This window comes from Pseudomonas sp. DE0157 (genome assembly GCF_007678615.1).
In the GTDB taxonomy this organism is placed as follows: domain Bacteria; phylum Pseudomonadota; class Gammaproteobacteria; order Pseudomonadales; family Pseudomonadaceae; genus Aquipseudomonas; species Aquipseudomonas parafulva_B.
Window position 1 is genome coordinate 14,808 of the sequence record NZ_VEJN01000004.1, and the last position, 24,431, is coordinate 39,238.

At 62.5% G+C, this 24,431-nt stretch carries 25 protein-coding genes; 8 read left to right on the top strand and 17 right to left on the bottom strand.

Translation table 11 applies throughout. From position 1 onward, the window contains the following. Positions 1-51 precede the first annotated feature (51 nt). Complete coding sequence (locus FS777_RS06800) at positions 52-1,482, bottom strand: lytic transglycosylase domain-containing protein (RefSeq protein ID WP_058605098.1); 1,431 nt, start codon at positions 1,480-1,482, stop codon at positions 52-54. A 100-nt stretch (positions 1,483-1,582) separates the two neighbouring features. Further along, entirely contained in the window at positions 1,583-2,362 is a 780-nt protein-coding gene (gloB, locus tag FS777_RS06805) for a hydroxyacylglutathione hydrolase (protein ID WP_145254647.1), read from the bottom strand. Positions 2,363-2,448: 86 nt separating this feature from the next. Between gloB and FS777_RS06810 the strand changes: the two genes are divergently transcribed. The 3 genes from FS777_RS06810 (at position 2,449) to dnaQ (ending at position 4,542) form a co-directional block, all read left to right on the top strand. Then, complete coding sequence (locus FS777_RS06810) at positions 2,449-3,222, top strand: class I SAM-dependent methyltransferase (protein WP_058639801.1); 774 nt, start codon at positions 2,449-2,451, stop codon at positions 3,220-3,222. Between the two features lie 13 nt (positions 3,223-3,235). Then, complete coding sequence (gene rnhA, locus FS777_RS06815; protein WP_058639800.1) at positions 3,236-3,682, top strand: ribonuclease HI; 447 nt, start codon at positions 3,236-3,238, stop codon at positions 3,680-3,682. A 155-nt stretch (positions 3,683-3,837) separates the two neighbouring features. Then, the gene (gene dnaQ / locus FS777_RS06820; RefSeq protein WP_230375146.1) at positions 3,838-4,542 is read left to right on the top strand and encodes a DNA polymerase III subunit epsilon; all 705 of its coding nucleotides are present in this window, start codon (positions 3,838-3,840) and stop codon (positions 4,540-4,542) included. Between the two features lie 88 nt (positions 4,543-4,630). On the opposite strand, the gene FS777_RS06825 is transcribed toward dnaQ, so the two are convergent. After that, positions 4,631-4,849 (bottom strand): hypothetical protein, encoded by a 219-nt coding sequence (locus FS777_RS06825; RefSeq protein WP_023534782.1) that lies wholly within the window; start codon positions 4,847-4,849, stop codon positions 4,631-4,633. Positions 4,850-5,004: 155 nt separating this feature from the next. Here FS777_RS06825 and FS777_RS06830 point away from each other — a divergent pair, with 155 nt between their 5' ends. Further along, positions 5,005-5,565: an NADPH-dependent FMN reductase gene (locus FS777_RS06830; RefSeq protein ID WP_058639798.1), complete on the top strand. Its 561-nt coding sequence runs from the start codon at positions 5,005-5,007 to the stop codon at positions 5,563-5,565. A gap of 82 nt (positions 5,566-5,647) precedes the next feature. Here FS777_RS06830 and FS777_RS06835 read toward each other — a convergent pair whose 3' ends face one another. Continuing rightward, positions 5,648-7,720 carry a TonB-dependent receptor domain-containing protein gene (locus tag FS777_RS06835; RefSeq protein ID WP_078478310.1) on the bottom strand — a complete coding sequence of 691 codons (2,073 nt, stop codon included), beginning with the start codon at positions 7,718-7,720 and terminating at the stop codon, positions 5,648-5,650. 218 nt (positions 7,721-7,938) lie between these two features. On the opposite strand from FS777_RS06835, the gene FS777_RS06840 reads away from it, so the two are divergent. Genes FS777_RS06840 through FS777_RS06850 form a run of 3 tightly spaced genes read left to right on the top strand, consistent with a single transcriptional unit; the run spans position 7,939 to position 8,928 of the window. Continuing rightward, the gene (locus FS777_RS06840) at positions 7,939-8,223 is read left to right on the top strand and encodes a helix-turn-helix domain-containing protein (RefSeq protein WP_288399204.1); all 285 of its coding nucleotides are present in this window, start codon (positions 7,939-7,941) and stop codon (positions 8,221-8,223) included. Between the two features lie 8 nt (positions 8,224-8,231). Further along, the gene (locus FS777_RS06845) at positions 8,232-8,573 is read left to right on the top strand and encodes a head completion/stabilization protein (RefSeq protein WP_145254650.1); all 342 of its coding nucleotides are present in this window, start codon (positions 8,232-8,234) and stop codon (positions 8,571-8,573) included. Between the two features lie 34 nt (positions 8,574-8,607). After that, complete coding sequence (locus FS777_RS06850; RefSeq protein WP_228385183.1) at positions 8,608-8,928, top strand: hypothetical protein; 321 nt, start codon at positions 8,608-8,610, stop codon at positions 8,926-8,928. Here the strand turns inward: FS777_RS06850 and FS777_RS06855 are convergent. Beyond that, positions 8,925-9,314: a helix-turn-helix domain-containing protein gene (locus FS777_RS06855; RefSeq protein WP_058605088.1), complete on the bottom strand. Its 390-nt coding sequence runs from the start codon at positions 9,312-9,314 to the stop codon at positions 8,925-8,927. The two genes, FS777_RS06850 and FS777_RS06855, sit on opposite strands and share 4 nt — an antisense overlap. Positions 9,315-9,513: 199 nt before the next feature. Here FS777_RS06855 and FS777_RS06860 point away from each other — a divergent pair, with 199 nt between their 5' ends. Next, on the top strand, positions 9,514-9,774 hold the full coding sequence (locus FS777_RS06860) for an ogr/Delta-like zinc finger family protein (protein ID WP_058605087.1): 261 nt from the start codon (positions 9,514-9,516) through the stop codon (positions 9,772-9,774). A gap of 98 nt (positions 9,775-9,872) precedes the next feature. Here the strand turns inward: FS777_RS06860 and nuoN are convergent, their stop codons facing one another. The 12 genes from nuoN to FS777_RS06920 all read right to left on the bottom strand — a co-directional run bounded on the left by nuoN (position 9,873) and on the right by FS777_RS06920 (position 24,431). Continuing rightward, entirely contained in the window at positions 9,873-11,342 is a 1,470-nt protein-coding gene (gene nuoN / locus FS777_RS06865) for an NADH-quinone oxidoreductase subunit NuoN (protein ID WP_058605086.1), read from the bottom strand. A gap of 7 nt (positions 11,343-11,349) precedes the next feature. After that, the gene (nuoM, locus tag FS777_RS06870) at positions 11,350-12,882 is read right to left on the bottom strand and encodes an NADH-quinone oxidoreductase subunit M (RefSeq protein WP_058639795.1); all 1,533 of its coding nucleotides are present in this window, start codon (positions 12,880-12,882) and stop codon (positions 11,350-11,352) included. A gap of 49 nt (positions 12,883-12,931) precedes the next feature. After that, entirely contained in the window at positions 12,932-14,785 is a 1,854-nt protein-coding gene (gene nuoL / locus FS777_RS06875) for an NADH-quinone oxidoreductase subunit L (protein ID WP_078478313.1), read from the bottom strand. Next, the gene (gene nuoK / locus FS777_RS06880) at positions 14,782-15,090 is read right to left on the bottom strand and encodes an NADH-quinone oxidoreductase subunit NuoK (protein WP_003251446.1); all 309 of its coding nucleotides are present in this window, start codon (positions 15,088-15,090) and stop codon (positions 14,782-14,784) included. Before nuoK ends, nuoL begins: the two co-directional genes overlap by 4 nt. 3 nt (positions 15,091-15,093) lie before the next feature. Further along, complete coding sequence (nuoJ, locus tag FS777_RS06885) at positions 15,094-15,594, bottom strand: NADH-quinone oxidoreductase subunit J (RefSeq protein ID WP_023534783.1); 501 nt, start codon at positions 15,592-15,594, stop codon at positions 15,094-15,096. Positions 15,595-15,604: 10 nt separating this feature from the next. Then, the gene (nuoI, locus tag FS777_RS06890) at positions 15,605-16,153 is read right to left on the bottom strand and encodes an NADH-quinone oxidoreductase subunit NuoI (RefSeq protein WP_023534793.1); all 549 of its coding nucleotides are present in this window, start codon (positions 16,151-16,153) and stop codon (positions 15,605-15,607) included. Between the two features lie 11 nt (positions 16,154-16,164). Beyond that, complete coding sequence (nuoH, locus tag FS777_RS06895) at positions 16,165-17,172, bottom strand: NADH-quinone oxidoreductase subunit NuoH (RefSeq protein ID WP_027916254.1); 1,008 nt, start codon at positions 17,170-17,172, stop codon at positions 16,165-16,167. Then, complete coding sequence (gene nuoG, locus FS777_RS06900) at positions 17,169-19,883, bottom strand: NADH-quinone oxidoreductase subunit NuoG (RefSeq protein ID WP_145254653.1); 2,715 nt, start codon at positions 19,881-19,883, stop codon at positions 17,169-17,171. The genes nuoH and nuoG overlap by 4 nt, the downstream gene beginning before the upstream one ends. 133 nt (positions 19,884-20,016) lie before the next feature. Beyond that, a complete protein-coding gene (gene nuoF, locus FS777_RS06905; protein WP_023534745.1) occupies positions 20,017-21,396 on the bottom strand; it encodes an NADH-quinone oxidoreductase subunit NuoF in 1,380 nt (459 codons plus the stop codon). Further along, positions 21,393-21,890, bottom strand: coding sequence for an NADH-quinone oxidoreductase subunit NuoE (gene nuoE / locus FS777_RS06910; RefSeq protein WP_027916252.1), 498 nt, complete (start codon positions 21,888-21,890; stop codon positions 21,393-21,395). The genes nuoF and nuoE overlap by 4 nt, the downstream gene beginning before the upstream one ends. A 2-nt stretch (positions 21,891-21,892) precedes the next feature. Beyond that, positions 21,893-23,674, bottom strand: a complete 1,782-nt coding sequence (nuoC, locus tag FS777_RS06915) for an NADH-quinone oxidoreductase subunit C/D (RefSeq protein ID WP_023534867.1) — start codon at positions 23,672-23,674, stop codon at positions 21,893-21,895. A gap of 79 nt (positions 23,675-23,753) precedes the next feature. Continuing rightward, positions 23,754-24,431, bottom strand: a complete 678-nt coding sequence (locus FS777_RS06920) for an NADH-quinone oxidoreductase subunit B family protein (RefSeq protein WP_023534774.1) — start codon at positions 24,429-24,431, stop codon at positions 23,754-23,756.

Genomic DNA, 24,431 nt, shown 5'->3' on the forward strand with positions numbered 1-24,431 from the left:
GGCAAGAAAACACAGGTACGCGCACGTACGGGTGTCTCCTTGCCGCCAGGGTCAGTGGCCGACGTAGACGGTCAGGGTCTGGCCTGGTTTCAGCGCATGGCCACTGCGCGGGTTCCAGCGCTTGAGGTGGGTCATCTCGACATTGAAGCGTTTGGCCACCAGATACAGCGAATCGCCCTTGCGCACCTTGTATTGAGTGGTGCGTTTTGCCGAACTGGCGACCCGGTTGGCGGCTCCACTGGAGGCTTTGCCGCCGCGCAGGGCTAGCACCTGGCCTGCCCGCAGGCTGCTACCCGAAAGGCGGTTCCAGCGCTTGATGTCCGCAATGGAGACACGGTTGGCCTTGGCGATGGTCCCCAGGTTGTCACCACGCCTGACCTTGTAGCTGCGCGCGGCTACAGGCGCCTGGGCTTCGGCCACGGCGCGAGCGAAAGCTGCCTTGGGGGGCTGAAGGGTGACCAACTGCTCGGGGTTGAGGTTGGAAAGGCTGGCCGAGAGCAACTGCGCCTTGGCCGTGGGTACCAGCAACTGCTTCGGGCCATCGACCGTCATGCGCTTTTTAAAGGCTGGGTTCAGCTGGATGAGTTCGTCTTCGTCGATGTCGGCGAAGGCAGCCACCCGCGTCAGGTCGAGCCGGTCGTTGATCGCGACGGCCTCGAAGTACGGTTCGTTGGCAATCGGCGTCAGGTTCACGCCGTAGGCTTCAGGCGTGGAGACTACCTGTGACAAGGCCAGCAGTTTCGGCACATAGTCACGGGTTTCCTGAGGCAGCGGCAGGTTCCAGTAGTCGGTGGGCAAGCCCAGCTTCTCGTTGCGCTCCATTGCCCGGCTGACCGTGCCTTCCCCAGCGTTGTAGGCCGCCAGCGCCAGCAACCAGTCGCCGTTGAACATGTCGTGCAGGCGGGTCAGGTAGTCAAGCGCGGCGTTGGTCGAAGCTGTGACATCGCGGCGCCCGTCATAGAAGTTGGTCTGGCGCAGGTTGAAGTGCCGGCCGGTGGCCGGCATGAATTGCCACATGCCGGCTGCACTTGCGCGTGAGTAGGCCATAGGGTTGTAGGCGCTCTCGATCGCCGGCAGCAGGGCCAACTCCAGTGGCATGCCGCGCTCTTCGAGGCGTTCGACGATGTAGTGCAGGTAGAGGCTGCCGCGCTCGCCAGCACTTTCGATGAACGTCGGGTTGCTGGCAAACCACAGGCGCTGCTGATCGATGCGCGGGTTGACGTCGCGGTACTCTTGGAGCACGAACCCCTGGCGCATGCGTTCCCAGACATCTCGAGGCGCTTGCTCGACCGGCTTGACCAGCAACGGCGCGGGTCTTGGCTTGATTCGCGCTTGCTGGCTGTGCGCACGGACGCTATCGGCTTCGTCGAGCTGACGTGTGCTCTGGCAACCCACCAAGGTGGCGGCCAGCGCGAGCGCACTGACCTGGGCCAGGCGCGTCAGCGCGACGGAATGAGAGGTTCTGCGGCTTCGAGAAGACATCGGCGGGCACAGGTATCCGGGCAAAAAATTTCGGCGATTCTAGGAACCGCTCCGGACCGGGTCAACCTCTGACCGCCACTTGCGATATATCTTGGGGTTATCAGAAGCTATCTTTCCAAGACCTCAAGGCAGCAAAAACAGCGACATGCGAGGTGTTGGAATGTCCCTTCCATTCGTCTGCTTTTTGTTTAACAGATGTTTCAGCGGTGCGCAGGAAGGGGTTCGTCAGCCGTTCCAGGGCAATGGTGGTGGGCAACGTGATGCGGTCTTGCGCACGCAGACGGGAAACCGCTTCGAAACGCTTCAATACATCTTCATTGTCAGGTTCCACGGCCTTGGCGAAACGCAGGTTGCTCAAAGTGTATTCATGGGCGCAGTACACCAGGGTCTCGGCTGGCAGGGCTGCCAGGCGAGCTAGCGCCGGTTGCATCTGCTCGGCAGTGCCCTCGAACATGCGCCCGCACCCAGCTGCGAACAGGGTGTCGCCACTGAACAGTACAGGTGTAGCCGCGCCACCGTTGAAGAACGCAATATGCCCCAGCGTGTGGCCTGGCACGGCAAGCACGTCATACACCTCTCCCAGCACCGTGACCTGATCGCCATCGTCCAGTGCCACATCCCTGCACGGGATGCGCTCGTTGGCCGGGCCGTGTACGTGCGCGCCAGTCAACGCCTTGAGCCGCTCCACACCGCCCACATGGTCATTGTGGTGATGAGTGATGAGCATGTTGGTCAGCTGCCACCCCGGGTGAGCGGCGAGCCACCGTTCTACCGGGCCGGCATCGCCAGGGTCGACCACCGCGCAGTGGCGTTTGGCAGTATCCTGTAACAACCAGATGTAATTGTCCGAGAAAGCGGGCAACGCTTCGATCTGTATCATGGTGGGAATCCGATTCGCCTTGCTTGGCACATGAAGGCATCTTAGCCGCGATGGCGCGGTGGTAGAACCTTCCGAGGAATTGCACAATGACCGACCAAGCCTTCGCCCAGGCCGACCCGGACTGGGTCAAGCTGATCAGCCTGGCCCGTGAGTGGTTTCAGGGCCCGCTCGGCCAGTTGATGCTGCACGAAGAACAGAAGCTGCTGGAGGAAGAGCTGGGGCGCTTCTTCGGTGGCTACCTGGTGCACTACGGCCCCTGCGCCGATGCCCCGCCCAGTGCGCCGAAGGTCCAGCGCAACGTGCGCCTCGGCGCACCGCTGCCGGGGGTGGAGATCGTCTGCGAGGAACAAGCCTGGCCGTTGAGCGAGCACGCGGCCGATGTGGTGGTGTTGCAGCATGGGCTGGATTTCAGCCTGTCGCCCCATGGGCTGTTGCGTGAGGCCGCCAGCGCCGTGCGCCCCGGCGGCCACCTGCTGGTCGTCGGGATCAACCCGTGGAGCAGCTGGGGAGTGCGTCACCTGTTCAGCCGTGGCGCTTTGCGCAAGGCTCGCTGCATCTCGCCTTCGCGACTGGGTGACTGGCTCAATCTACTGGGCTTTGCCTTGGAGAAACGTCGCTTCGGGTGCTATCGTCCGCCGCTTGCTTCGCCTGCCTGGCAGCAGCGCCTGCAAGGGTGGGAACGCATGGCGGGCGGTTGGCAGAGCGCTGGCGGCGGTGTCTATGTGCTGGTGGCGCGCAAGATGGTCGTGGGCCTGCGGCCGCTGCGGCCCCAGCGTCGCGAGCCGATGGGCAAGTTACTGCCGTTGCCATTGGCCAAGGTCAACCGCACCTCGGCGACCCCCGATCCCGATAAGCAGTGAATACGAGTGGTACATGAGCGATAGCGTCGAAATGTTTACCGATGGTGCCTGCAAGGGCAACCCTGGCCCCGGCGGCTGGGGTGTGCTGATGATTTTCAAGGGCGTTGAAAAAGAGTTGTGGGGCGGCGAACGTGAGACCACCAACAACCGCATGGAGTTGATGGCCGCCATCCAGGGGCTCATGGCGCTCAAGCGTGAGTGCGAGGTCGTGCTGACGACTGACTCGCAGTACGTGATGAAAGGCATCAGCGAGTGGATGGTCAACTGGAAAAAGCGTGGCTGGAAGACCGCGGCCAAGGAGCCTGTGAAGAATGCCGACCTGTGGCAGTTGCTGGACGAACAGGTCAACCGCCACAAGGTGACCTGGAAGTGGGTGCGCGGCCACATTGGCCACCCCGGCAACGAGCGTGCGGACCAGCTGGCCAACCGTGGCGTGGACGAAGTGCGCGCCCGGGCCTGAAGCCCTGAACCCGATCCCAGGTGCGAAGGGGGCACAGCGCTTGCCTTCGGCCTGCTGTTATACTGCGCACCTTTGTAAGCGATGCAAGTTGGAGTCCCCAGGTGGAGCAACAGCAAGACAAGCGGTTCGTTATCCTCGATACCGAAACCACGGGTATGCCGGTCAGCGAGGGGCACCGCATCATCGAGATCGGCTGCGTCGAGGTGGTCGGCAGGCGTCTGACAGGCAGGCACTTCCACGTCTACCTGCAGCCTGACCGCGAAAGTGACGAGGGCGCGATCAATGTCCATGGCATCACTGACGCCTTTCTGGTTGGCAAACCTCGCTTCAGCGACGTAGCCGAGGAGTTCTTCGCGTTCATCCAGGGCGCCACGCTGGTCATCCACAACGCAGCGTTCGACGTGGGGTTCATCAACAACGAGTTCGCGCTGCTGGGCCAGCAGGACCGTGCCGACCTGTCCCAGCACTGCACCATTCTCGACACCTTGTTGCTGGCGCGGGCGCGTCATCCTGGGCAACGCAACAGCCTGGATGCCCTGTGCAAACGCTACGATATCGACAACTCGGGGCGCGAACTGCACGGCGCGCTGCTCGACGCCGAGCTGCTGGCAGATGTCTATCTGGCGATGACCGGCGGCCAGACCAGTCTGTCGTTGGCAGGGCACGGCAGCGATTCGGACGAAAACGGGCAGGGCAGTGGTGGAACTGACATACGCCGCATCAGCGGACGTGCGCCAGGCCGGGTCATTCTGGCCACACCGGATGAGCTGGAATCACATGCCGAACGTCTTGCAGCGATTGCAAAGTCCGCCGGCGGCCCCTCGCTCTGGCAGGCGCTGACCGAGCGGTCAGCGGACTGAAAAAGTCACGGCCCGTTGCTGTTCAATCCAGGCCCGCAAAATCGGTACAAACATGATTGAGTAGCAACAGGCTAGTACTGTCTCCCTGTCATGGGATACGAATGATTTCGACACCGGTGCGGGCAAGCTCGAATCGATTTTCACCCAGGTAGTTGACGCGGTCGCCGATGGCAAGGCGGTAAGTAGTGATAGGTGCGCCGGTCGTGCTGCCGTCCAGTTGCAGGGTAGATTCCTGGAACTCGTGAACGGGATAGATACGGCCTTCGGCGTCGCGGGCATGGAATTGGCCGACCATTACTGCTGCCATTTGGGTGGAACCCTCTGAATTGCGTAGGAAATGTCTGTAGCAGTAGACCTTCCAAGGGCAAGGGAAGTTTTCGCGGCCAGGAAAAAAAACCAAAGCCGCGCAAAACGGTCATCTATAACTACATCGTCCCTGAAAACGTGAAGTTGGAGATTGCCATGACCCAGGTCTATTCGGTTGCCGTCGTCGTCGGTAGCCTGCGCAAGGATTCCTATAACCGCAAGGTGGCCCGCGCGCTGTCTGAGCTGGCGCCGTCTAGCCTGGCACTGAAGATCGTCGAGATCGGCGACTTACCCATGTATAACGAAGACCTGGAAACCGATGCTCCGCCAGCTGCCTGGACACGCTTTCGGGAGGACATCAAGGGCAGCGATGCGGTGCTCTTCGTCACGCCAGAGTACAACCGGACCATGCCAGGCTGCCTGAAAAATGCCATCGACGTGGGTTCAAGGCCTTACGGGCAAAGCGCGTGGGGCGGTAAACCGGCAGCCGTGGCGAGTGTGTCGCCAGGCGCGATCGGCGGCTTTGGTGCCAACCATTCGGTGCGTCAGTCTCTGGTGTTCCTGGACATGCCGTGCATGCAGATGCCGGAGGCCTACATCGGCGGCGCTGCCAGCTTGTTCGACGAGTCAGGCAAGCTCAACGACAAAACCCGGCCGTTTCTGCAGGGCTTCATCGACAAGTTTGCCTCTTGGGTGAAGCTCAATCGGTCCGTATGACGGTGGGCTAGGCGGCGCCACATTGCGCGGGCCAGCCGGCCGGCGCAATGTCTGTCAGCCAGAGAATGCTCGATTGTGGCAGTCAATGGAAGGTATAGGACACTCCGGCATAGACCGCAGCGCCTTCCCCCGGGGTCGAGCGGGCAATGTCGCGCCCTGCGTCATTGAAGCCTGGGGTAACGGTCGCCGCGTAACGTTTGTTGGTCAGGTTGCGTAGGTCCAGCCATGTCTGCCAGTCACGCTGCGGCGAGTCCCAACCGAGACGGGCACCGAGCGTAGCGTAATCGTCGGCGTGGTAGCTGTTGGCGTAGTCCACTTGCACCTTGGACGCCATCTGCGTGTTGAGCCCGGCGTAGAAGCCATTGGGCCAGTCGAAGCGCAACTCGGCCTGGTAGTAATGCATGGGGATGCCCGGCAGGCGGTTGTGGCCGAATTTTTCGTCGTCGCGGTAATGGAAGTCACTGAAGGTATAGGCCTGGCGCAGGCTCAGGCGGCCCATGCCAGACTGTTCCCACAGGGTGCTGTCCAGCCCGGCCTCCACCCCTTGATGCACCGTGGCGCTGGCGTTGAATTCCGAGGTGAAGTTCGGCACCACCTCGACCGCGAGCAGTTCGTGGCGTACCTGGGAGTAGTACCAGGCAAGGTCCCATCGCCCGACCGTGGACTCGCCGCGCGCACCCACCTCCAGCGTGGTGGCGGTCTGGTTCTGCATTTTGATCGGTTGAATCTGCTTGCCGCCAACGCTTGGCGCACTCCAGATCAATGACCAAGGGTGCGGCGGTTCTACCGACCGGCTGAGGTTGCCGTATACCTGCAGGTCGGGGCGTATGTCGTAGCGCAGGCCCACCCGTGGCGCATAGTCCCAGTCGTGCAGGGACACCTTGCCGCCCTGGGCAGGGTAGGTCACGTCGCTCTCGCGGCGGGTATAGATCGCGGCCAGGCCTGTGGTCAGCCACACATTGGGTACCAGCTCCAGGTCGTTACCCACGTGCAACACGGTGTCTGAGCCTTGGTAGGTAAAGTCTCGGGTGCGGTCTGCGAATACATGGCCGTTACGAGCAAACTGCGACGCGCCGCTGTTGGGCAGGTGTTTGGTGGTGCGCCAGCCGATAGTGGACTTGCTTTCACGCCCGAACAACGTATCGCGGCGCCTGTAGTCGAGTGTGCCGCTGACGTCGGTATAGGCGACTTTCAGGCGCATGGGCCCTTCGCGAAGGTCCATGGGGTAATCGTGGTACACCAGGCCAGCTTCAAGCTTGGCGTCATCATCGAGGTAAAAGGTTGTTTTGTTGCCCACCCAGGTGCTGCCCGGTTGCGGGCGACTGTCATCGCGAGCCAGGTAGCTTGGGTTGGCTGCCCGCGGGTGGTGCTTGATCTGGTCTTTGGTCAGGCGGCCGGCCAGTTCGTTTTCGGTTTCCCGGTAACGCAGGTAGAACCGCGTTTCCAGGTTCGGGTTGAAGCGGTAGCCGATGTTGGCGGCAATACCGCTGGCGCTGCCACTGCTGTGCCGCTGATAGCCGTTGTACTCGACGTCGGTAAGGGCCACGTAGTAATCCAGGCCACCGAGCACCTGGCCCGAGCTGATGTGCCGATGCTGATAGCCCCGGCTGCCCACTTCGTAACGTATCTGCAATGGCGCGGCATCGCGGCCCGTGTGGGTGACATAGTTGATCGCGCCGCCGAGGGCCAGGGCACCTTGATCAAAGCCATTGGCCCCCCGTAGCACTTCGGCGCGGCTCAACCATAACGGTTCGAACAGCTCGTAGGGCGTGCCACCTGGTCCAGTCAGGGGCAGGCCATCGAACAGGGTGTACACACCCGAGCCATGCGCACCCGGTGCCCGGTTGATGCCCGAGCCACGGATCGACAGCTTGATCCCATCGTTGCCTGCCGACTGGGCGAACACCCCTGGCTGGTAGGCCAGAACGTCCTGATTGCTGGCCACGCGGCCTTGTCCAATGCTGTGCATGTCCACCATGTTGCTGGCGCCCGGTATGGCCCGCAAGCGCTCACTGGCGGCGCTCAGGTCGTCCTGTTCCTCCTCGGTGATCAGCACCTGGCCCAGTTCGACCGGCGCCGCTGCCAGCGCGGGCTGGGCGGCCATGAACACACCCAGCATACCCACGCAGGGGGTAAGGGACAAAACGCAACGCATTGTAGGGCTCCAGATAGATGGCGGACGAATATCAGCATTGAGACGAGCGAGATGGCGCTCGGAGCACGTCGAAAGTCGGCGAATTCATCGGGTTTCCAAGGCGCGCAATTGTATGAAGTTTCCGTACAAAGCCCGCCGCTAGAGTAGGCGCGTACTTGCTTCGTAAGGTGACTGCAGGCCGGCAGCATCGCCGGTCGTCACTTACCCGGAGTTCGAACATGGCTACCGATCCAAGAGGTCCACAACAATCCGTCTCAGCTAAACCCACAGGCGCGCCTACCGGCGACTCCCCAATCGCCCCCGCGCGCCTGACGCCCCGCGAACACCAGGTACTGCTGTGGTGCGCCTACGGTAAGAGCTCGTGGGAAATCGGGCAGATACTAGGTTGTAAGGAGTCGACGGTGAATTTTCATGTATCCAACATCATGCGCAAATTCGATGTGCCTACCCGGGTAGGGGCAGTCATCAAGGCTATTCGTTATGGCCTTTTGGCCGAAGCGTGAGGTGATTTATGAACCATCAAGACACTGCTCGTGCTGGCGACTGCCATGACCCATTCTGGCCACGCATTGATCTGAACGGGCTGCGCAAGCGCCTGAAGTTGCAGCGAACCACGGGGGATGCGGCAATCGAGGTAGCTGCTCATTGCGCCGTGATCAAAGCCGCTCGCGAGTTTGCCAACTGGCGCGTCGCGTTGCGAAGCCTGGGCTACAGACGCCTGGATGATGTGTGCGGGCATGACCATGGGCGCGCGCTGCGGATTTGTTATCTGTGCTTTGTGGACGCGGCAATCATGCTCTATCTGGGCCTGCCCTACGTATGCTCACCACGCCGGGGTGTGCGTCATGGCTGAACGACTTAACGCAGGGGGGGAATTCCAGGCGGTCATGGAGCTGCTGAGCGCCGAAGCCAGCGTGTTGTTTGCCGCCTTGCTTGGCGCGTTGCTGGTCAGTGCGGCTCGAGATCGGCTGATCACGGACACGGCCAAGCGGCTTACATTGAGCAAGAAAATACTGCTGGTGTTCGTGACGGTTGGGGTAGGACATCTGTTCGAACCCTTGATTTCGTCCATCGCGCCTTTGCTGACCCCTGGCATGTCGGCCTTCGTCGCCGCTGTCGTGGTCATTCCCATCAGCTTGAAGGTCATGGTCTGGCTGGATTCGCTGGATCCGCGCGAGCTGATTCAGCGTTGGCGCCGTCGGGGTTAAGGGGCACTACTGCCAGAACCCTTACTGAGCTCGGTCAATCGCTGTTCCAGCAGCTGTATCCGTTGTTTGTCCTTGATCACGAGCAGGATGGCCTGGCGGTCAGTGGGGGACAGAGTGCGCAATCGCCCCAGCAGATCCGACTCCCACTCAGCGTTTTCTTGAGCAAAAAAAGCAGCTTGGCCCTTGCCCAACAGCAACCAGTCAAGAGAGCACGCATAGTGTACGGCAATCTCTACGCAAAACGAATATGGGACACTGTTGCGGACTTTCCAGCTGCTCAAGGTCTGCGGGCTGATCGACAACGCCCGTGAAAGCTCCGCATCAGTGTGGGTACCGGTCAGCTGCTTGAGACGCTCCATGACGGCAGCGAGCGCATGAGTACTCATAACAAATATCCATCACTGGTTTAATGATATTCCATGGGCTTAAACTACTCGTTACGAATACAGCCCTGTGCTTTTAGGAGGATTCCCGCATGAGGAACTTGAAGATGAGCCACCCAGCCATGCATTCAGCCAAAACTTACGTGGCCCTAGGATCATGCCTACATCGCAGAAGCAGCAACAATGCTAGCAGGTACTTCTCGTGAGTACTTATAAACTGGTTTGCCCGCATTGCCACAGCCGCATGCGCATACGTACCAGCGAAGGCCGTCATATTTTCCTGCGAATTGCCTATTTGCAATGCACCACCGAGGCGTGCGGTTGGTCAGTACGGGCTGAGTTCGAGATGACCCACGAGCTGTCCCCAAGCGGCATGCCCAACCCTGGCGTTTACCTCCCACCCGCCAAGGGCGACGTGCGCAAGGCGGCATTACCGGACACAGCCGCTGTGCTGGCGCGGTGAGTGAGGCGCAGCGATGTGGCCAAGGATGGCGTACCACGTTAATGGCGCGGATACAAAAACACCCCGCACAAGCGGGGTGTTTCGCGTTGCCAGACCGATCAGCCGATCAGTTGCAGGCTTGCTTGCTGGACAAGGTCCAGCAAGGGCTGTGGATACACGCCGAGAATGAACGCAAGCACGGCGACGGCCAGCAGCATGACGCCACCGGTGCGCTGTTCCCATTTCAGCGGGGCATCATGACGGCGCAGGTTCGGCTCTACCAGGTACAGGGTCACCATGACGCGCAAGTAGTAGTACACGCCAATGGCGCTACCGATTACCAGAGCACCTACTAGCCACCACAGTTGCGACTCGACACCGGTGGCAATGATGTAGAACTTACCGATGAAGCCAGCGGTGAGCGGGATGCCGGCCAGCGAAAGCATCATCACGGTCAGCACGGCAGTCAGGTAAGGGCGACGCCAGAACAGACCGCGGTACTCGTACAGCGCGTCAGCGTCGCGGCCACCGTAGGGCGAGGACATCAGGGTGATGACGCCGAACGCCCCCAGGCTGGTGAGCACGTAGGTGACCAGATAGACGCCCATGGCCTCCAGCGCCAAGCCCTTGCTGGCGACCAGCGCGATCAGCAGGTAGCCGAAATGGGCGATGGACGAGTAACCCAGCAGGCGCTTGAGGTTGTTCTGAGTCAACGCCAACAGGTTGCCGACCAGGATCGAGGCCACGGCGATCACTGCAAGCACCGTGCTCAGCACACCGCTGCTGGCGGCAGGGGAGAGCATGAACAGGCGGATGACCACTGCGAAGACCGCTACTTTGCTGGCCGTAGCGAGGAACGCTGCAACCGGCGCCGGGGCACCTTCGTACACATCGGGCGTCCACAGGTGGAACGGTACCAGCGACAGCTTGAACGCCAGCCCGACCAGCATCATGCCCAGACCCAGTTGAGCCAGCAGGCTCGGCATGCTGGTGGCAGCCAGTGCCTTGCCCAACTGGTCGAAGGTCAGGCTACCGGCATCTGCGTACAGCAGCGCCATGCCGAACAGCAGGAAGGCCGAACCTGCGGCCGACAGCACCATGTACTTGATGCCGGCTTCAAGCGAGCGCTTGTTGAAGAAGGCGTAGGCCACCAGGCCATAGACCGGTACCGACAGCAACTCCAGGCCGATGAACAGGCCCGCCAGGTGGTTGGCGCTGACCAGCACCAGCCCGCCCAGTGCCGACATCAGCAGCAGCAGGTACAGCTCTTCGCGGTTGCCCGGGAAACCCTTGGCGCCTTCGCCCAGGTAGGCATGGGCCAGCGTCACGCACGCCAGGGTCGCGACCAGCATGATCGCCATGTACAGGCAGGCGAACTTGTCGATGGTGATCAGCGACGTGACCGCCAGGGGCGCGACCTTCAGTGCCGGCAGGATCGAGAGCAGGGCCAGGTTCAGCCCCACGGTGGACAGCAGGAATGTCTGCGAGTGATTGCGCTTCCAGGCGATCGCCAGCATCACCACCACCGTGGTGATGGTGGTGATCAGCATCGGCGCCAATGCGATGAAGTGTTGAGTGGTGAATTCCATAGCGCTCTTACCGGGCCGAAGCGAGTTGAGTGAAAGCGGAACCGAGCCACTGCTGCACACCACTCATGGTGGCGGCAGAGGTGTCGAGGAACGGCTGTGGATACACGCCCAGCAGCACCAGCAGTACCGCCAGGCCCAGCACCATGACCAGCTCGCGGGTGTCCATGCCGGCCAGTACGGTGTCCGATTTGCTCGGGCCGAAGTAGGCGCGATGAATCATGATCAGCGAGTAGACCGAGCCGAACACCAGGCCAGTGGTGGCGATGACGGTGATCCACGGCACGTGTACGAAGCTGCCGAGCAGGATCAGGAACTCACCCACGAAGTTGCCGGTACCTGGCAGCCCCAGGGAGGCGGCAGCGAAGAACAGGCTGATGGCAGGCAGGTAGGCGATGCGGTGCCACAGCCCGCCCATCTGGCGCATGTCACGGGTGTGCAGACGCTCGTACAGCTGGCCGGACAGGATGAACAGCGCGGCAGCCGACAGGCCGTGAGCCAGCATCTGGATGACTGCACCTTGCAGTGCTTGCTGGCTACCGGAATAGATGCCGATCAGCACGAAGCCCATGTGCGAGACGCTGGAGAAGGCGATCAGGCGCTTGATGTCGGTCTGGGCAAAGGCCAGGAAGGCGCCGTAGAAGATGCCGATCAGGCCCAGGGTCATGGCGATGGGCGCGAACTCTGCCGATGCATTGGGGAACAGCGGCAGGGCAAAGCGCAGCAGGCCATAGGCCGCGGTCTTGAGCAGGATACCGGCCAGGTCCACGGAGCCTGCAGTAGGCGCCTGGGCGTGGGCATCGGGCAACCAGGAGTGGAACGGTACCACCGGCAGCTTCACCGCAAAGGCAATGAAGAAGCCCAGCATCAGCAGGTACTCGGTACCGGCCGGCAGGTCGGCCTTGAGCAGGTCGCTGTAGTTGAAGGTGATCACACCGGTATTGGTGTAGTTGACCAGGACCAGGCCCAAGATCGCCACCAGCATGATCAGGCCACTGGCCTGGGTGAAGATGAAGAACTTGGTCGCCGCGTAGATGCGCGTCTTCTTGCCGTCCGCTGAGCTATGACCCCAGAGCGCGATGAGGAAGTACATCGGCACCAGCATCATTTCCCAGAAGAAGAAGAACAGGAACAGATCCAGCGCCAGGAACACACCGACCACACCGCCCAGGATCCACATCAGGTTCAGGTGGAAGAAGCCGACATGGCGCTGGATCTCTTTCCAGGAGCACAGCACCGACAGCACGCCCAGCAGGCCTGTGAGCAGGATCATCAGCAGCGACAGGCCGTCGAGCGCCAGGTGGATGCTGATGCCGAAGCGCTGGATCCACTGGACTTTGTATTCCAGGGCCCATGCGGGCTCGGCGCCCGGGGCAGGGGCAAGGGTGTAGTCGCCGTTAGCCCACAGCCACAGGCCGATGCCGAGCAACAGGGACATGGTCAGCAGCGCGATCCAGCGCGGCAGGGTAGCGCCGAAGCGCTCGCCCAGCCAGCACAGGAAGCCGCCGATGAAGGGGATCAGGATCAGCCAAGGCAAAATCATGACGGGTTGGTTTCCTTTTGCAGGGTCGCAAGGTTCGCAAGGTTCATGGTCATACCGCGGCCACTACCACAGCGCCGAGTACCAGCACTGCGCCAATGGCGATGGAGGCGGTGTACCAGCGCAGCTGGCCCGTCTCGGTCTTGGTCATGGCCACGTGGCCACCGCGAGCCAGGCGAGGGATCAGGCCGATACCGCGGTCAACCGGGTCTTTGCGCAGCAGGTGGCTGATCAGCAGGTAGGGCTTGACGAACAGCTTGTCGTAGATCCAGTCAAAGCCCCAGGCCGCGAACCACCAGGCCGACAGCACGCGGCCGATACCACTGTTGGCCACCGCGCTGACGAAGCTGCGCTTGCCCAGGAACAACAAGGCGGCGAGCAGGATACCGGCAATGGCGATGGCGCCCGAGGTGATCTCCAGCGCATGCTTGGCTTCACCGCCGGCATGGCCTGCGCTCTGTGGCAACACATCAGCCAGCGGCGGGGTGATCCATGCGCCGACGAAGGTCGACAGCACGATCAGCACGCCCAGTGGCAGCCAATGGCTGATGCCGTGGCCGGCATGAGCTTCGGTCTTGGCTTCGCCATGGAAGGCGATGAAGATCAGGCGGAAGGTGTACAGCGAGGTCATGAAGGCGCCGACCAGGCCGGCGTAAAGCAGGCCGGAGTTGCCGCTGGCGAAGGCTTCCCACAGGATCTCGTCCTTGGAGTAGAAGCCCACGGTCACGATCGGCAAGGCCGCCAGGGCAGCGCCACCGACCACGAAGCTGGCGTAGGCCAGGGGCAGTTTCTTCCACAGGCCGCCCATCTTGAAGATGTTCTGCTCGTGGTGGCAGGCCACGATGACGGCACCCGAGGCCAAGAACAGCAGCGCCTTGAAGAAGGCGTGGGTCATCAGGTGGAAGATCGCCGCATCCCAGGCGCCGACGCCCAGGGCCAGGAACATGTAGCCGATCTGGCTCATGGTCGAGTAGGCCAGGATACGCTTGATGTCGGTTTGCACCAGTGCAGCGAAGCCCGCCAGCACCAGGGTCACGCCACCCACCACGCCCACCAGGTGCAGGATGTCCGGCGCCAGCAGGAACAGGCCATTGGTACGGGCGATCAGGTAGACACCAGCCGTGACCATCGTCGCCGCGTGGATCAGCGCCGACACTGGGGTCGGGCCGGCCATGGCGTCTGCCAACCAGGTCTGCAGCGGCAGCTGCGCGGATTTGCCCACGGCACCGCCCAGCAGCATCAGTGTTGCCAGCACCATCCAGGTATCACCGGCCTGGAATTTCTGCGGTGCCAGCACCAGCAGTTCCTGGACGTTCAGCGTGCCCAGCTGGGCGAACAGGATGAACAGGCCGATGGCCATGAACACGTCGCCAATCCGGGTGACGATGAAGGCCTTGAGCGCTGCGTTACCGTTGTTGCGGTTGCTGTAATAGAAACCGATCAACAGGTAGGAACACAGGCCCACCCCTTCCCAGCCGAAGTAGATGAACAGCAGGTTGTCGCCCAGGATCAGGAACAGCATGCTGGCGATGAACAGGTTGGTGTACGAGAAGAACCGCGAGTAGCCGGTCTCGCCACGCATGTACCAGGACGCGAACAAGTGGATCAGGAAACCCACGCCTGTCACTACGCCCAGCATGGTGACCGACAGGCCATCCAGGTACAGGGTGAAGTTCGGCGCAAAGCCATCCACCGACATCCACTGCCACAGCAGCTGGCTGTACGCACCGCCTTCAGGCGGGGCGACGTTGAACTGCCAGATCACGTAGGCGGCCGTGGCCGCCGACAGGCCCACCGAACCGACGCCGATCAGAGCGGACAGGTTCTCCGAGAACCTCCCGCGCGAGAACGACAGCAGCACAAAGCCGATGAGGGGAAAGACGAAAGTCAGGAAGAGAAGGTTCATCCGCGCATCTCACTGGCAGCATCGATGTCGAGAGTGTGGAAGCGGCGATACAGCTGCAGCAGGATGGCCAGGCCAATGCTGGCCTCGGCTGCTGCCAGGCTGATCACCAGAATGAACATCACCTGGCCATCGGGTTGGACCCAACGGGCACCGGCGACGACGAACGCCAGGGCAGAAGCGTTCATCATGACTTCCAGGCTCATGAGCACGAAGAGGATGTTGCGGCGGACCATCAGGCCAACCAGACCTAAGCAGAACAGGATGCCGGCGACGGCCAGACCATGTTCGAGAGGGATAGCACCCATGATTTACTCCTTCGCCTCATTGCGGCCCAGGTGGAAGGCGGTGACAGCTGCCGCGAGCAGCAGCATCGACGCCAGTTCGACCACCAGCAGGTAGGGGCCGAACAGGCTCACACCCACTGCTTTCGGGCCCACGGTGGTACCGCTGATGGCAGCGCCGCTGGGTGCGACGAACAGCACATACAGCAGTTCCACCAGCAACAGGGCGCCGAGGATCACCGGCCCTGCCCAGATACCGGGCTTGAGCCAGCCGCGCTCCTGGGCGACCGACGCCGGCCCCAGGTTAAGCATCATCACCACGAAGACGAACAGCACCATGATGGCGCCGGCATAGGCGATCACTTCCAGGGCGCCCGCGAACGGCGCGCCAAGGGAAAAGAAGATCATCGCCACGGAAATCAGCGAGATGATCAGGTAGAGCAGGGCGTGTACGGGGTTTGTGCCGGTCACCACCCGAAGGGTGGAGACCACGGCGATCCCGGATGCGAAGTAGAAAGCGAATTCCATCTTTCTGTCCTTATGGGAGCAAGCTCTTCACGTTGATCGGCTCGGCTTCGTTCTGCGCAGCGCCTTTCGGCTTGCCAGCGATTGCCATGCCCGCAACACGGTAGAAGTTGTAGTCAGGGTTCTTGCCGGGGCCGGAGATCAGCAGATCTTCTTTCTCGTACACCAGGTCCTGACGCTTGAACTCGGCCATTTCGAAATCCGGAGTCAGCTGGATTGCGGTGGTCGGGCACGCTTCTTCGCACAGGCCGCAGAAGATGCAGCGCGAGAAGTTGATGCGGAAGAACTCCGGGTACCAACGGCCGTCGTCGGTTTCTGCCTTCTGCAGCGAGATGCAGCCCACCGGGCAGGCTACCGCGCACAGGTTGCAGGCCACGCAGCGCTCTTCGCCGTCGGGGTCGCGCGTCAGGACGATGCGGCCACGGTAGCGTGGCGGCAGGTACACGGGTTCTTCGGGGTACTGCAGGGTGTCGCGCTTGCGGAACCCGTGGGAGAACACCATGGCCAGGCTGCGCAGCTGGGTGCCGGTGCCCTTAACGATGTCGCCGATATACTTGAACATGGGTCAAATCCTCACTGGGCCGCGACGGCTGGCGTGTTGTAAAGCACGATCGCAGCGGTCACCAGCAAATTGATCAGGGTCAGCGGCAGGCAGAACTTCCAGCTGAAGTCCATCACCTGGTCATAGCGTGGGCGCGGAATGGAGGCGCGCAGCAGGATGAACAGCATGATGAAGAACGCGGTCTTCAGGGCGAACCACAGGAACGACAGTTGCGGCAGGATGCCGAACGGGCCGTGCCAGCCGCCGAAGAACAGGGTGACCAGCAGCGCCGAGATGAGGATGATGCCGATGTACTCACCGACGAAGAACATGCCCCACTTCATGCCGGCATACTCGATGTGGTAGCCGTCGGCCAGTTCCTGTTCCGCTTCCGGCTGGTCGAAGGGGTGACGGTGAGTCACGGCCACGCCAGCGATGAAGAAGGTGCAGAAGCCGAAGAACTGCGGAATGATGAACCACAGGTTCTGCGCCTGGTACTCGACGATGTCGCGCATGTTGAACGAGCCGACCTGCACCACCACGCCCATCAGCGCCAGGCCCAGGAACACTTCGTATGACACGGTCTGGGCCGAGGCCCGCAAGCTGCCCAGCAAGGCGTACTTGTTGTTCGAGGACCAGCCGGCAAACAGCACGGCATACACCGACAGACCGGCCATGGCGAAGAAGAACAGCAGGCCGATATTCAAGTCGGCCACGCCCCAGGTCGGGGTGATCGGGATGACCACGAAGGCAATCAGCAGGGCGCTCATGGCCACGACCGGTGCCAGGGTGAAGATCACGCGGTCGACGAAGGGCGGGTTCCAGTCTTCCTTGAAGAACATCTTGAGCATGTCGGCAGCGATCTGGAACATGCCGAACGGGCCGACGCGGTTCGGACCGTAACGGTCCTGCCACCAGCCCAGCAGGCGCCGCTCGATGAAGCTGAGCAGCGCGCCGCAGACCACCACCGCCAACAGGACCACGATGGCCCGTAGCACGGTGAGGATCACGTCGATCACTTCGGGGGTGAACCAGCTCATTGTGCTGCCTCCTGCAGGCCTTCGACGGATGCCCCGAACACGGCTGGCGGGATGCCGGCCAGGCCCTTGGGCAGCGCGACCAGGCCAGCGCCCAGCGCTTCATTGATACGCAGCGGCAAGCGTAGCGCCACACCCGCGACGTTCAGGTCCAGCAGGGCGCCTTCGTTGACGCCCAGGCGATCGGCTTCGGACTTGGCCAGGGCCACGTAGGCAGCCGGAATGCGCTCTTGCACTGGCGCGGCACGCGAGGAGCTTTCTTCGCTGCCGAACAGGTGGAAGAACGGTACTGCCGTCCAGGTGCCGCGGGCCGGGTTGAAGGCGCCAGGCACCGTGGTGAACCAGGCCAGGCCATCACCTTGGGATTCGATCAGGCGCACGCCGGGGTCGCCGGCACGCAAGTGACCGCCCACCTCGTCCTGAAACTTGTTCCAGGCCTGGGGCGAGTTCCAGCCTGGCGACCAGGCGAACGGGACCTGCTGACGTGGCTCGGCCGAGCCCGAATACCCTTCCATGGAGAAGGCGAATGCCGTATCGCGGTCTTGCGGGGTACGCGGCTCGTGCACGCTGATGTTGGCGCGCATGGCGGTGCGACCGGAGTAGCGCAGCGGCTCGCGGGCAAGCTTCAGGCCCTTGATGCGGAAGGCGGCGCTTGGCGCGGCGTCGACGATGCCAGCCAGTTGCGGGGCCGCCTGGGCGCAGGCGTGGGTCACGTGGTCCAGTTGGGTCCAGTCCACGGGCTTGGCCAGCAAGGTTGCACGCAGGGCGTGCATCCAGCGCCAGCCTTCGTGGACCTGGATGCTGCTGTCCAGGTACTGCGGGTCGAACACCTGGAAGAAGCGCTGGGCACGGCCTTCCTGGCTGACCAGGGTGCCGTCGCCTTCGGCGAAGGAAGCGGCCGGCAGTACCAGGTGAGCGCGCTCGACCGTCGGAGTTCTGGAGTGATCGGCAACGATGACCACCTTGGCCGCTGCTAGGGCAGCGTCCACTTTGGCCGCAGGCACACGGGCGTAGAGGTCGTTTTCCAGCACCACGATGGCGTCGGCCTTGCCGTCGATGACCGCATCCAGCGCAGCGTCGACCGATTCGCCACCCAGCATGGCCAGGCCAAGGCTGTTGGCTTCAGGTACCACCAGGCTCAGCGAGCCTTGTTTGTCGCGCAGCTTCAGGGCTTTGGCGATGTTGGCGGCGGCCTCGATCAGCGAGGCATCGGCCAGCGAGGTGCCGGCAATGACCAGCGGGCGCTTGGCGGCGATCAGGGCATCGGCGATGCGCTGGACCAGGGCCTTGGCCTCGTCGTCCAGGCCGGCGACGGCGGGTGCACTTGGGTCGATGGCATGGGCCACGGCAAAACCAAGGCGGGCCAGGTCCGCCGGGGCTGCATGCACGCATTCCTCGGCCACGTCGTCGAGCTTGGTCTCGGCCAGGCTGGCGATGAACAGGGGGTACAGCGCATGCTGGCCGATGTTCTTGACGGCGGCGTCGAGCCACGGCTGAACCTTCATCGCCTCGGCCATGGCCTCGGCCTTGCCCTTGGTGGCCTGGCGCACGGCCAGGGCGACACGGGCAGCGGTCTGGGTCAGGTCTTCACCGAGCACGAATACCGCGTCGTGGTCTTCAATGTCGCGCAGGGTCGGAACGGGCAGGGGGCTGTTGTTCAACACCTCCAGCGCCAGGCGCACGCGCGCCAGTTCACCGGCTTCCATCCCACAGTGGAAGTACTCGGCACCAACCAGCTCGCGCAGGCCATAGTTGCTTTCCAGGCTGGCGCGTGGCGAACCGATACCGACGATGGTGCGGCCGCGCAGCAGGTCGGCGGCTTTGTCCAGGGCGGCGTCCAGGCCCAGCTTGGTGCCGTCGGCCAGTTGCGCCTGGCGTGGACGATCCTTGCGGTTGACGTAGCCATAGCCGAAGCGGCCCCGGTCGCACAGGAAGTACTGGTTCACCGAGCCGTTGAAACGGTTCTCGATGCGGCGCAGTTCACCGTAACGCTCGCCTGGGCTGATGTTGCAGCCACTGGAGCAACCGTGGCAGATGCTCGGGGCAAACTGCATGTCCCACTTGCGGTTGTAGCGTTCGGAGTGGGTCTTGTCGGTGAACACGCCGGTTGGGCAGACTTCGGTCAGGTTGCCCGAGAACTCGCTTTCCAGCACGCCGTCTTCGACGCGGCCGAAATAGACGTTGTCATGGGCGCCATAGACACCCAGGTCGGTGCCACCGGCATAGTCCTTGTAGTAACGCACGCAGCGGTAGCAGGCGATGCAGCGGTTCATCTCATGGGCGATGAACGGGCCAAGGTCCTGGTTCTGGTGGGTGCGCTTGGTGAAGCGATAGCGGCGCTCGTTGTGGCCGGTCATCACCGTCATGTCTTGCAGGTGGCAGTGACCGCCTTCCTCGCACACGGGGCAGTCGTGCGGGTGGTTGGTCATCAGCCATTCGACGACGCTGGCGCGAAACGCCTTGGACTCGTCATCGTCGATGGAGATCCAGGTGCCGTCGGATGCAGGCGTCATACAGGACATGACGATACGCCCGCGGGTGTCGTTCTCATCGGTGTACTGCTTGACCGCGCACTGGCGGCAAGCACCGACGCTGCCAAGCGCCGGGTGCCAGCAGAAATAAGGGATGTCGAGGCCAAGTGACAGACAGGCCTGTAACAGGTTGTCTGCACCGTTGACTTCGAGCGCTTTGCCGTCTACGTGGATAGTGGCCATTGTTCAAAGTTCTTCGTTGGCCCGCGTGAGCAGGCGTGGCTAATGGAAATCGGTAAGCCTGCGACACGCCGCGATCGGGTCGGGCCTGTCGGCAAGCTGGCGGGTGGCACGGACCACCCGCTGGAACATGTTGTTATGCGCCGACTACGGTCGGCCCTGCCTGAAGCGGTCTTGCCAGGTCAGGGCGCAACGCCTCGCCAGCGACGACCGGCGCGACACCGGCCTCGAACTCAGAGCGGAAGTACTTGATGGCACTGCCAAGCGGCTCCACCGCACCCGGTGCGTGGGCGCAGAAGGTACGGCCTGGGCCAAGGAAGTTGACCAGCCCCAGCAGGGTCTCGATGTCTTCGGCACGGCCCTGGCGGTTTTCCAGGGCGCGCAGCATCTTCACGCTCCATGGCAGGCCGTCACGGCAGGGTGTGCACCAGCCGCACGACTCACGGGCGAAGAACTCCTCCATGTTGCGCAGCAGCGAGACCATGCTGACGCTGTCGTCAACCGCCATGGCAAGGCCTGTGCCCATGCGGGTGCCGACCTTGGCGATACCGCCTGCGTACATCTGCGCGTCCAGGTGCTCGGGCAGCAGGAAACCGGTGCCGGCGCCGCCTGGCTGCCAGCACTTGAGGCGGAAGCCGTCGCGCATGCCGCCAGCGTAGTCCTCGAACAGTTCGCGTGCGGTGACGCCAAACGGCAATTCCCACAGGCCTGGGTTCTTGACCTTGCCGGAGAAGCCCATCAGCTTGGTGCCATGGTCTTCGCTGCCTTCGCGGGCCAGCGACTTGTACCAGTCGTTGCCGTTGGCGACGATGGCCGGCACGTTGCACAGGGTCTCGACGTTGTTCACGCAGGTCGGCTTGCCCCATACACCCACGGCGGCAGGGAAGGGCGGCTTGGAACGCGGGTTGGCGCGGCGACCTTCGAGCGAGTTGATCAGCGCGGTTTCTTCGCCGCAGATGTAGCGGCCTGCACCGGTGTGCACGAACAGCTCGAAATCGAAACCGCTGCCCAGGACGTTCTTGCCCAGCAGGCCAGCGGCCTTGGCTTCATCGATGGCGCGGTTGAGGTTTTTCGCCGCAGTGGTGTATTCGCCGCGCAGGAAGATGTAGCCGCGGTAGGCCTTCAGCGCGCGGGCGCTGATCAGCATGCCTTCGATCAGCAGATGGGGCTGTTGCTCCATCAGCATGCGGTCCTTCCAGGTGTTGGGCTCCATTTCATCGGCGTTACACAGCAGGTAACGGATGTTCATGGATTCATCCTTGGGCATCAGGCCCCACTTCACCCCGGTGGGGAAGCCAGCGCCACCACGGCCCTTGAGGCCGGAGTCCTTGACGCTTTGCACGATCTCGTCAGCCGACATCTGCGCCAGCGCCTTGCGGGCAGCGGCGTAGCCGTTCTTCGATTCGTACTCGGCCAGCCAGACCGGCTCGCCGTCTTCACGCAGGCGCCAGGTCAGCGGATGGGTCTCAGCCGAGCGCGCGATGCGGTTGGCCGGGCCGAAGGAAGTGATGGTCATGCGTAACCCTCCAGCAGCTTGGAGACGCCAGCAGGCTGCACGTCGCCAAAGGTGTCGTCGTCGATCATCAGCGCCGGGGCCTTGTCGCAGTTCCCAAGGCAGCAGACCGGCAGCAGGGTGAAGCGGCCATCGGCAGTGGTTTGACCCAAACCGATGCCCAGCTCGCTCTGGATCTGGCTAACCACCGACTCGTGGCCGCCGATGTAGCACACCATGCTGTCGCACACGCGGATGATGTGGCGGCCGACCGGCTGGCGGAAGATCTGGCTGTAGAAGGTGGCGACGCCTTCGACGTCGCTGGCCGGGATACCCAGCACCTCGCCGATGGCGTGAATGGCGCCGTCCGGCACCCAGCCACGGGCTTTCTGCACGATCTTGAGAGCTTCGATGGACGCCGCACGCGGGTCCTCGTAGTGATGCATTTCATGCTCGATGGCCGAGCGCTCGGTTTCGCTCAGGGCGAAACGGTCTGTCTGGATAAGCGTGCTGTTCATGCTTAGCGGTCCACGTCAGCCATAACGAAGTCGATACTGCCCAGGTACGCAATGAGGTCGGCAACCATGCTGCCTTTGATCACCGAAGGGATCTGCTGCAGGTGCGGGTAGCTCGGGGTGCGGATCCGGGTGCGGTAGCTCATGGTGCCGCCGTCGCTCGTCAGGTAGTAACTGTTGATGCCTTTGGTCGCCTCGATCATCTGGAACGACTCGTTGGCCGGCATGACCGGGCCCCACGACACTTGCAGGAAGTGGGTGATCAAGGTCTCGATGTGCTGCAGGGTGCGCTCTTTGGGCGGCGGCGTGGTCAGCGGGTGGTCCGCCTTGTACGGGCCTTCCGGCATGTTGCGCAGGCACTGGTCGATGATGCGGATACTCTGGCGCATCTCCTCGACACGGACCATGCAGCGATCGTAGGCATCGCCGTTGTGGGCCAGCGGCACTTCGAACTCGAAGTTCTCGTAGCCGGAGTAAGGGCGCGCCTTGCGCAGGTCGAAGTCGCAACCGGTGGAGCGCAGGCCGGCACCGGTAGTGCCCCAGGCCAGCGCCTCTTGCGTGTTGTAGGCGGCCACGCCAATGGTACGGCCCTTGAGAATGCTGTTCTGCAGGGCGGCCTTGGTGTATTCGTCCAGGCGCTTGGGCAGCCACTCGACGAAATCCTTGACCAGCTTGTCCCAGCCACGCGGCAGGTCGTGGGCGACGCCGCCGATGCGGTACCAGGCCGGGTGCAGCCGGAAACCGGTGATCGCTTCGATCACCGTGTACGCGCGCTGGCGGTCGGTGAAGGTGAAGAACACCGGGGTCATGGCGCCCACGTCCTGGATGTAGGTGCCCAGGAACAGCAGGTGGCTGGTGATGCGGAAGAATTCGGCGAGCATGATGCGAATCACGTCGACCTTCTGCGGCACCTGGATGCCGGCCAGCTTTTCTACCGCCAGGACGTACGGCAGGTTGTTCATCACACCGCCGAGGTAGTCGATACGGTCGGTGTAGGGAATGAAGCTGTGCCAGGACTGACGCTCGGCCATCTTCTCGGCACCGCGGTGGTGGTAGCCGATGTCCGGTACGCAGTCGACGATTTCTTCACCATCGAGCTGCAGGACGATACGGAAGGCACCGTGGGCAGACGGGTGGTTGGGGCCAAGGTTGAGGAACATGTAGTCCTCGTTGGCGCCCTGACGTTTCATGCCCCAGGCTTCGGGGTTGAAGCGCGCCGACTCTTCCTCAAGCTGCTGCTTGGCCAGGGTCAGGCTGTAGGGATCGAACTCGGTGGCGCGGGCCGGGTAGTCCTTGCGCAGTGGGTGACCTTCCCAGGTCGGCGGCATCATGATGCGGCTCAGGTGCGGGTGGCCGGCGAAATCGATGCCGAACATGTCCCATACTTCACGCTCGTACCAGTTGGCGTTGGGCCAGATGCTGGTCACCGAGGGCAGGTTCAGGTCGCCTTCGCTGAGCGAAACCTTGATCATCACATCGCTGTTACGCTCGATCGACAACAGGTGGTAGAACACGCTGAAGTCGGCGGCAGGCAGGCCACGGCGCTGGGTGCGCAGGCGTTCGTCGACCCCGTGCAGGTCGTACAGCATGCTGTAAGGCTTGGCCACGCCACGCAGGAAGCTCAGCACTTCCTTGAGTTGGGCGCGCTTGACCCACAGCACGGGCATACCGGTGCGGGTTTCCTGGGCGACGAATGCTTCGGCGCCAAAACGGTTGTGCAATTCGACGACCACATCTTGGTCGTTTGCCTTGTAGGGCGGAATGTAAATAGCGTTGTCCGCTGTCATGGTCTCGGTCGCTTTGGGTCAACGTTAAGAATGAAGCCAGGCCGCCGGCACCCTCGGGCACCGGCGGCAGGTCGCTGGATCAGACTTCGTCGGGGCTGCGCAGGTTGGTGACGGCAATGCGCTGTTCACGACGCAGCTCTTTCTGGGCAGGCATCTCGGCACGGTAAATGCCTTGATCACCCACGACCCAGGAAAGCGGACGTCGCTCCTGGCCGATCGACTCCTGCAGCAGCATCAAGCCTTGCAGGAAAGCCTCAGGGCGTGGCGGACAGCCGGGCACGTAGACGTCCACGGGGAGGAACTTGTCGACCCCCTGAACGACCGAGTAGATGTCGTACATGCCGCCGGAGTTGGCGCACGAACCCATGGAAATGACCCATTTGGGCTCGAGCATCTGCTCGTAGAGGCGCTGAATGATCGGCGCCATCTTGATGAAGCAGGTACCGGCAATGACCATGAAGTCGGCCTGGCGCGGCGAGGCCCGGATGACTTCGGCGCCGAAGCGGGCGATGTCGTGGGGCGCCGTGAAGGCCGTGGTCATTTCCACGTAGCAGCAGGACAGGCCGAAGTTGTACGGCCACAGGGAGTTCTTGCGGCCCCAGTTGACGGCGCCACGCAGCACATCTTCGAGCTTGCCCATGAAGATGTTCTTGTGGACCTGGTCTTCGAGCAGTTGATCGGTGACGGTTTCCCGTTCACCAACCGGATACTGCTCGTTGGGTGCGTCCGGATCGATTCTGGTGAGATTGTATTGCAT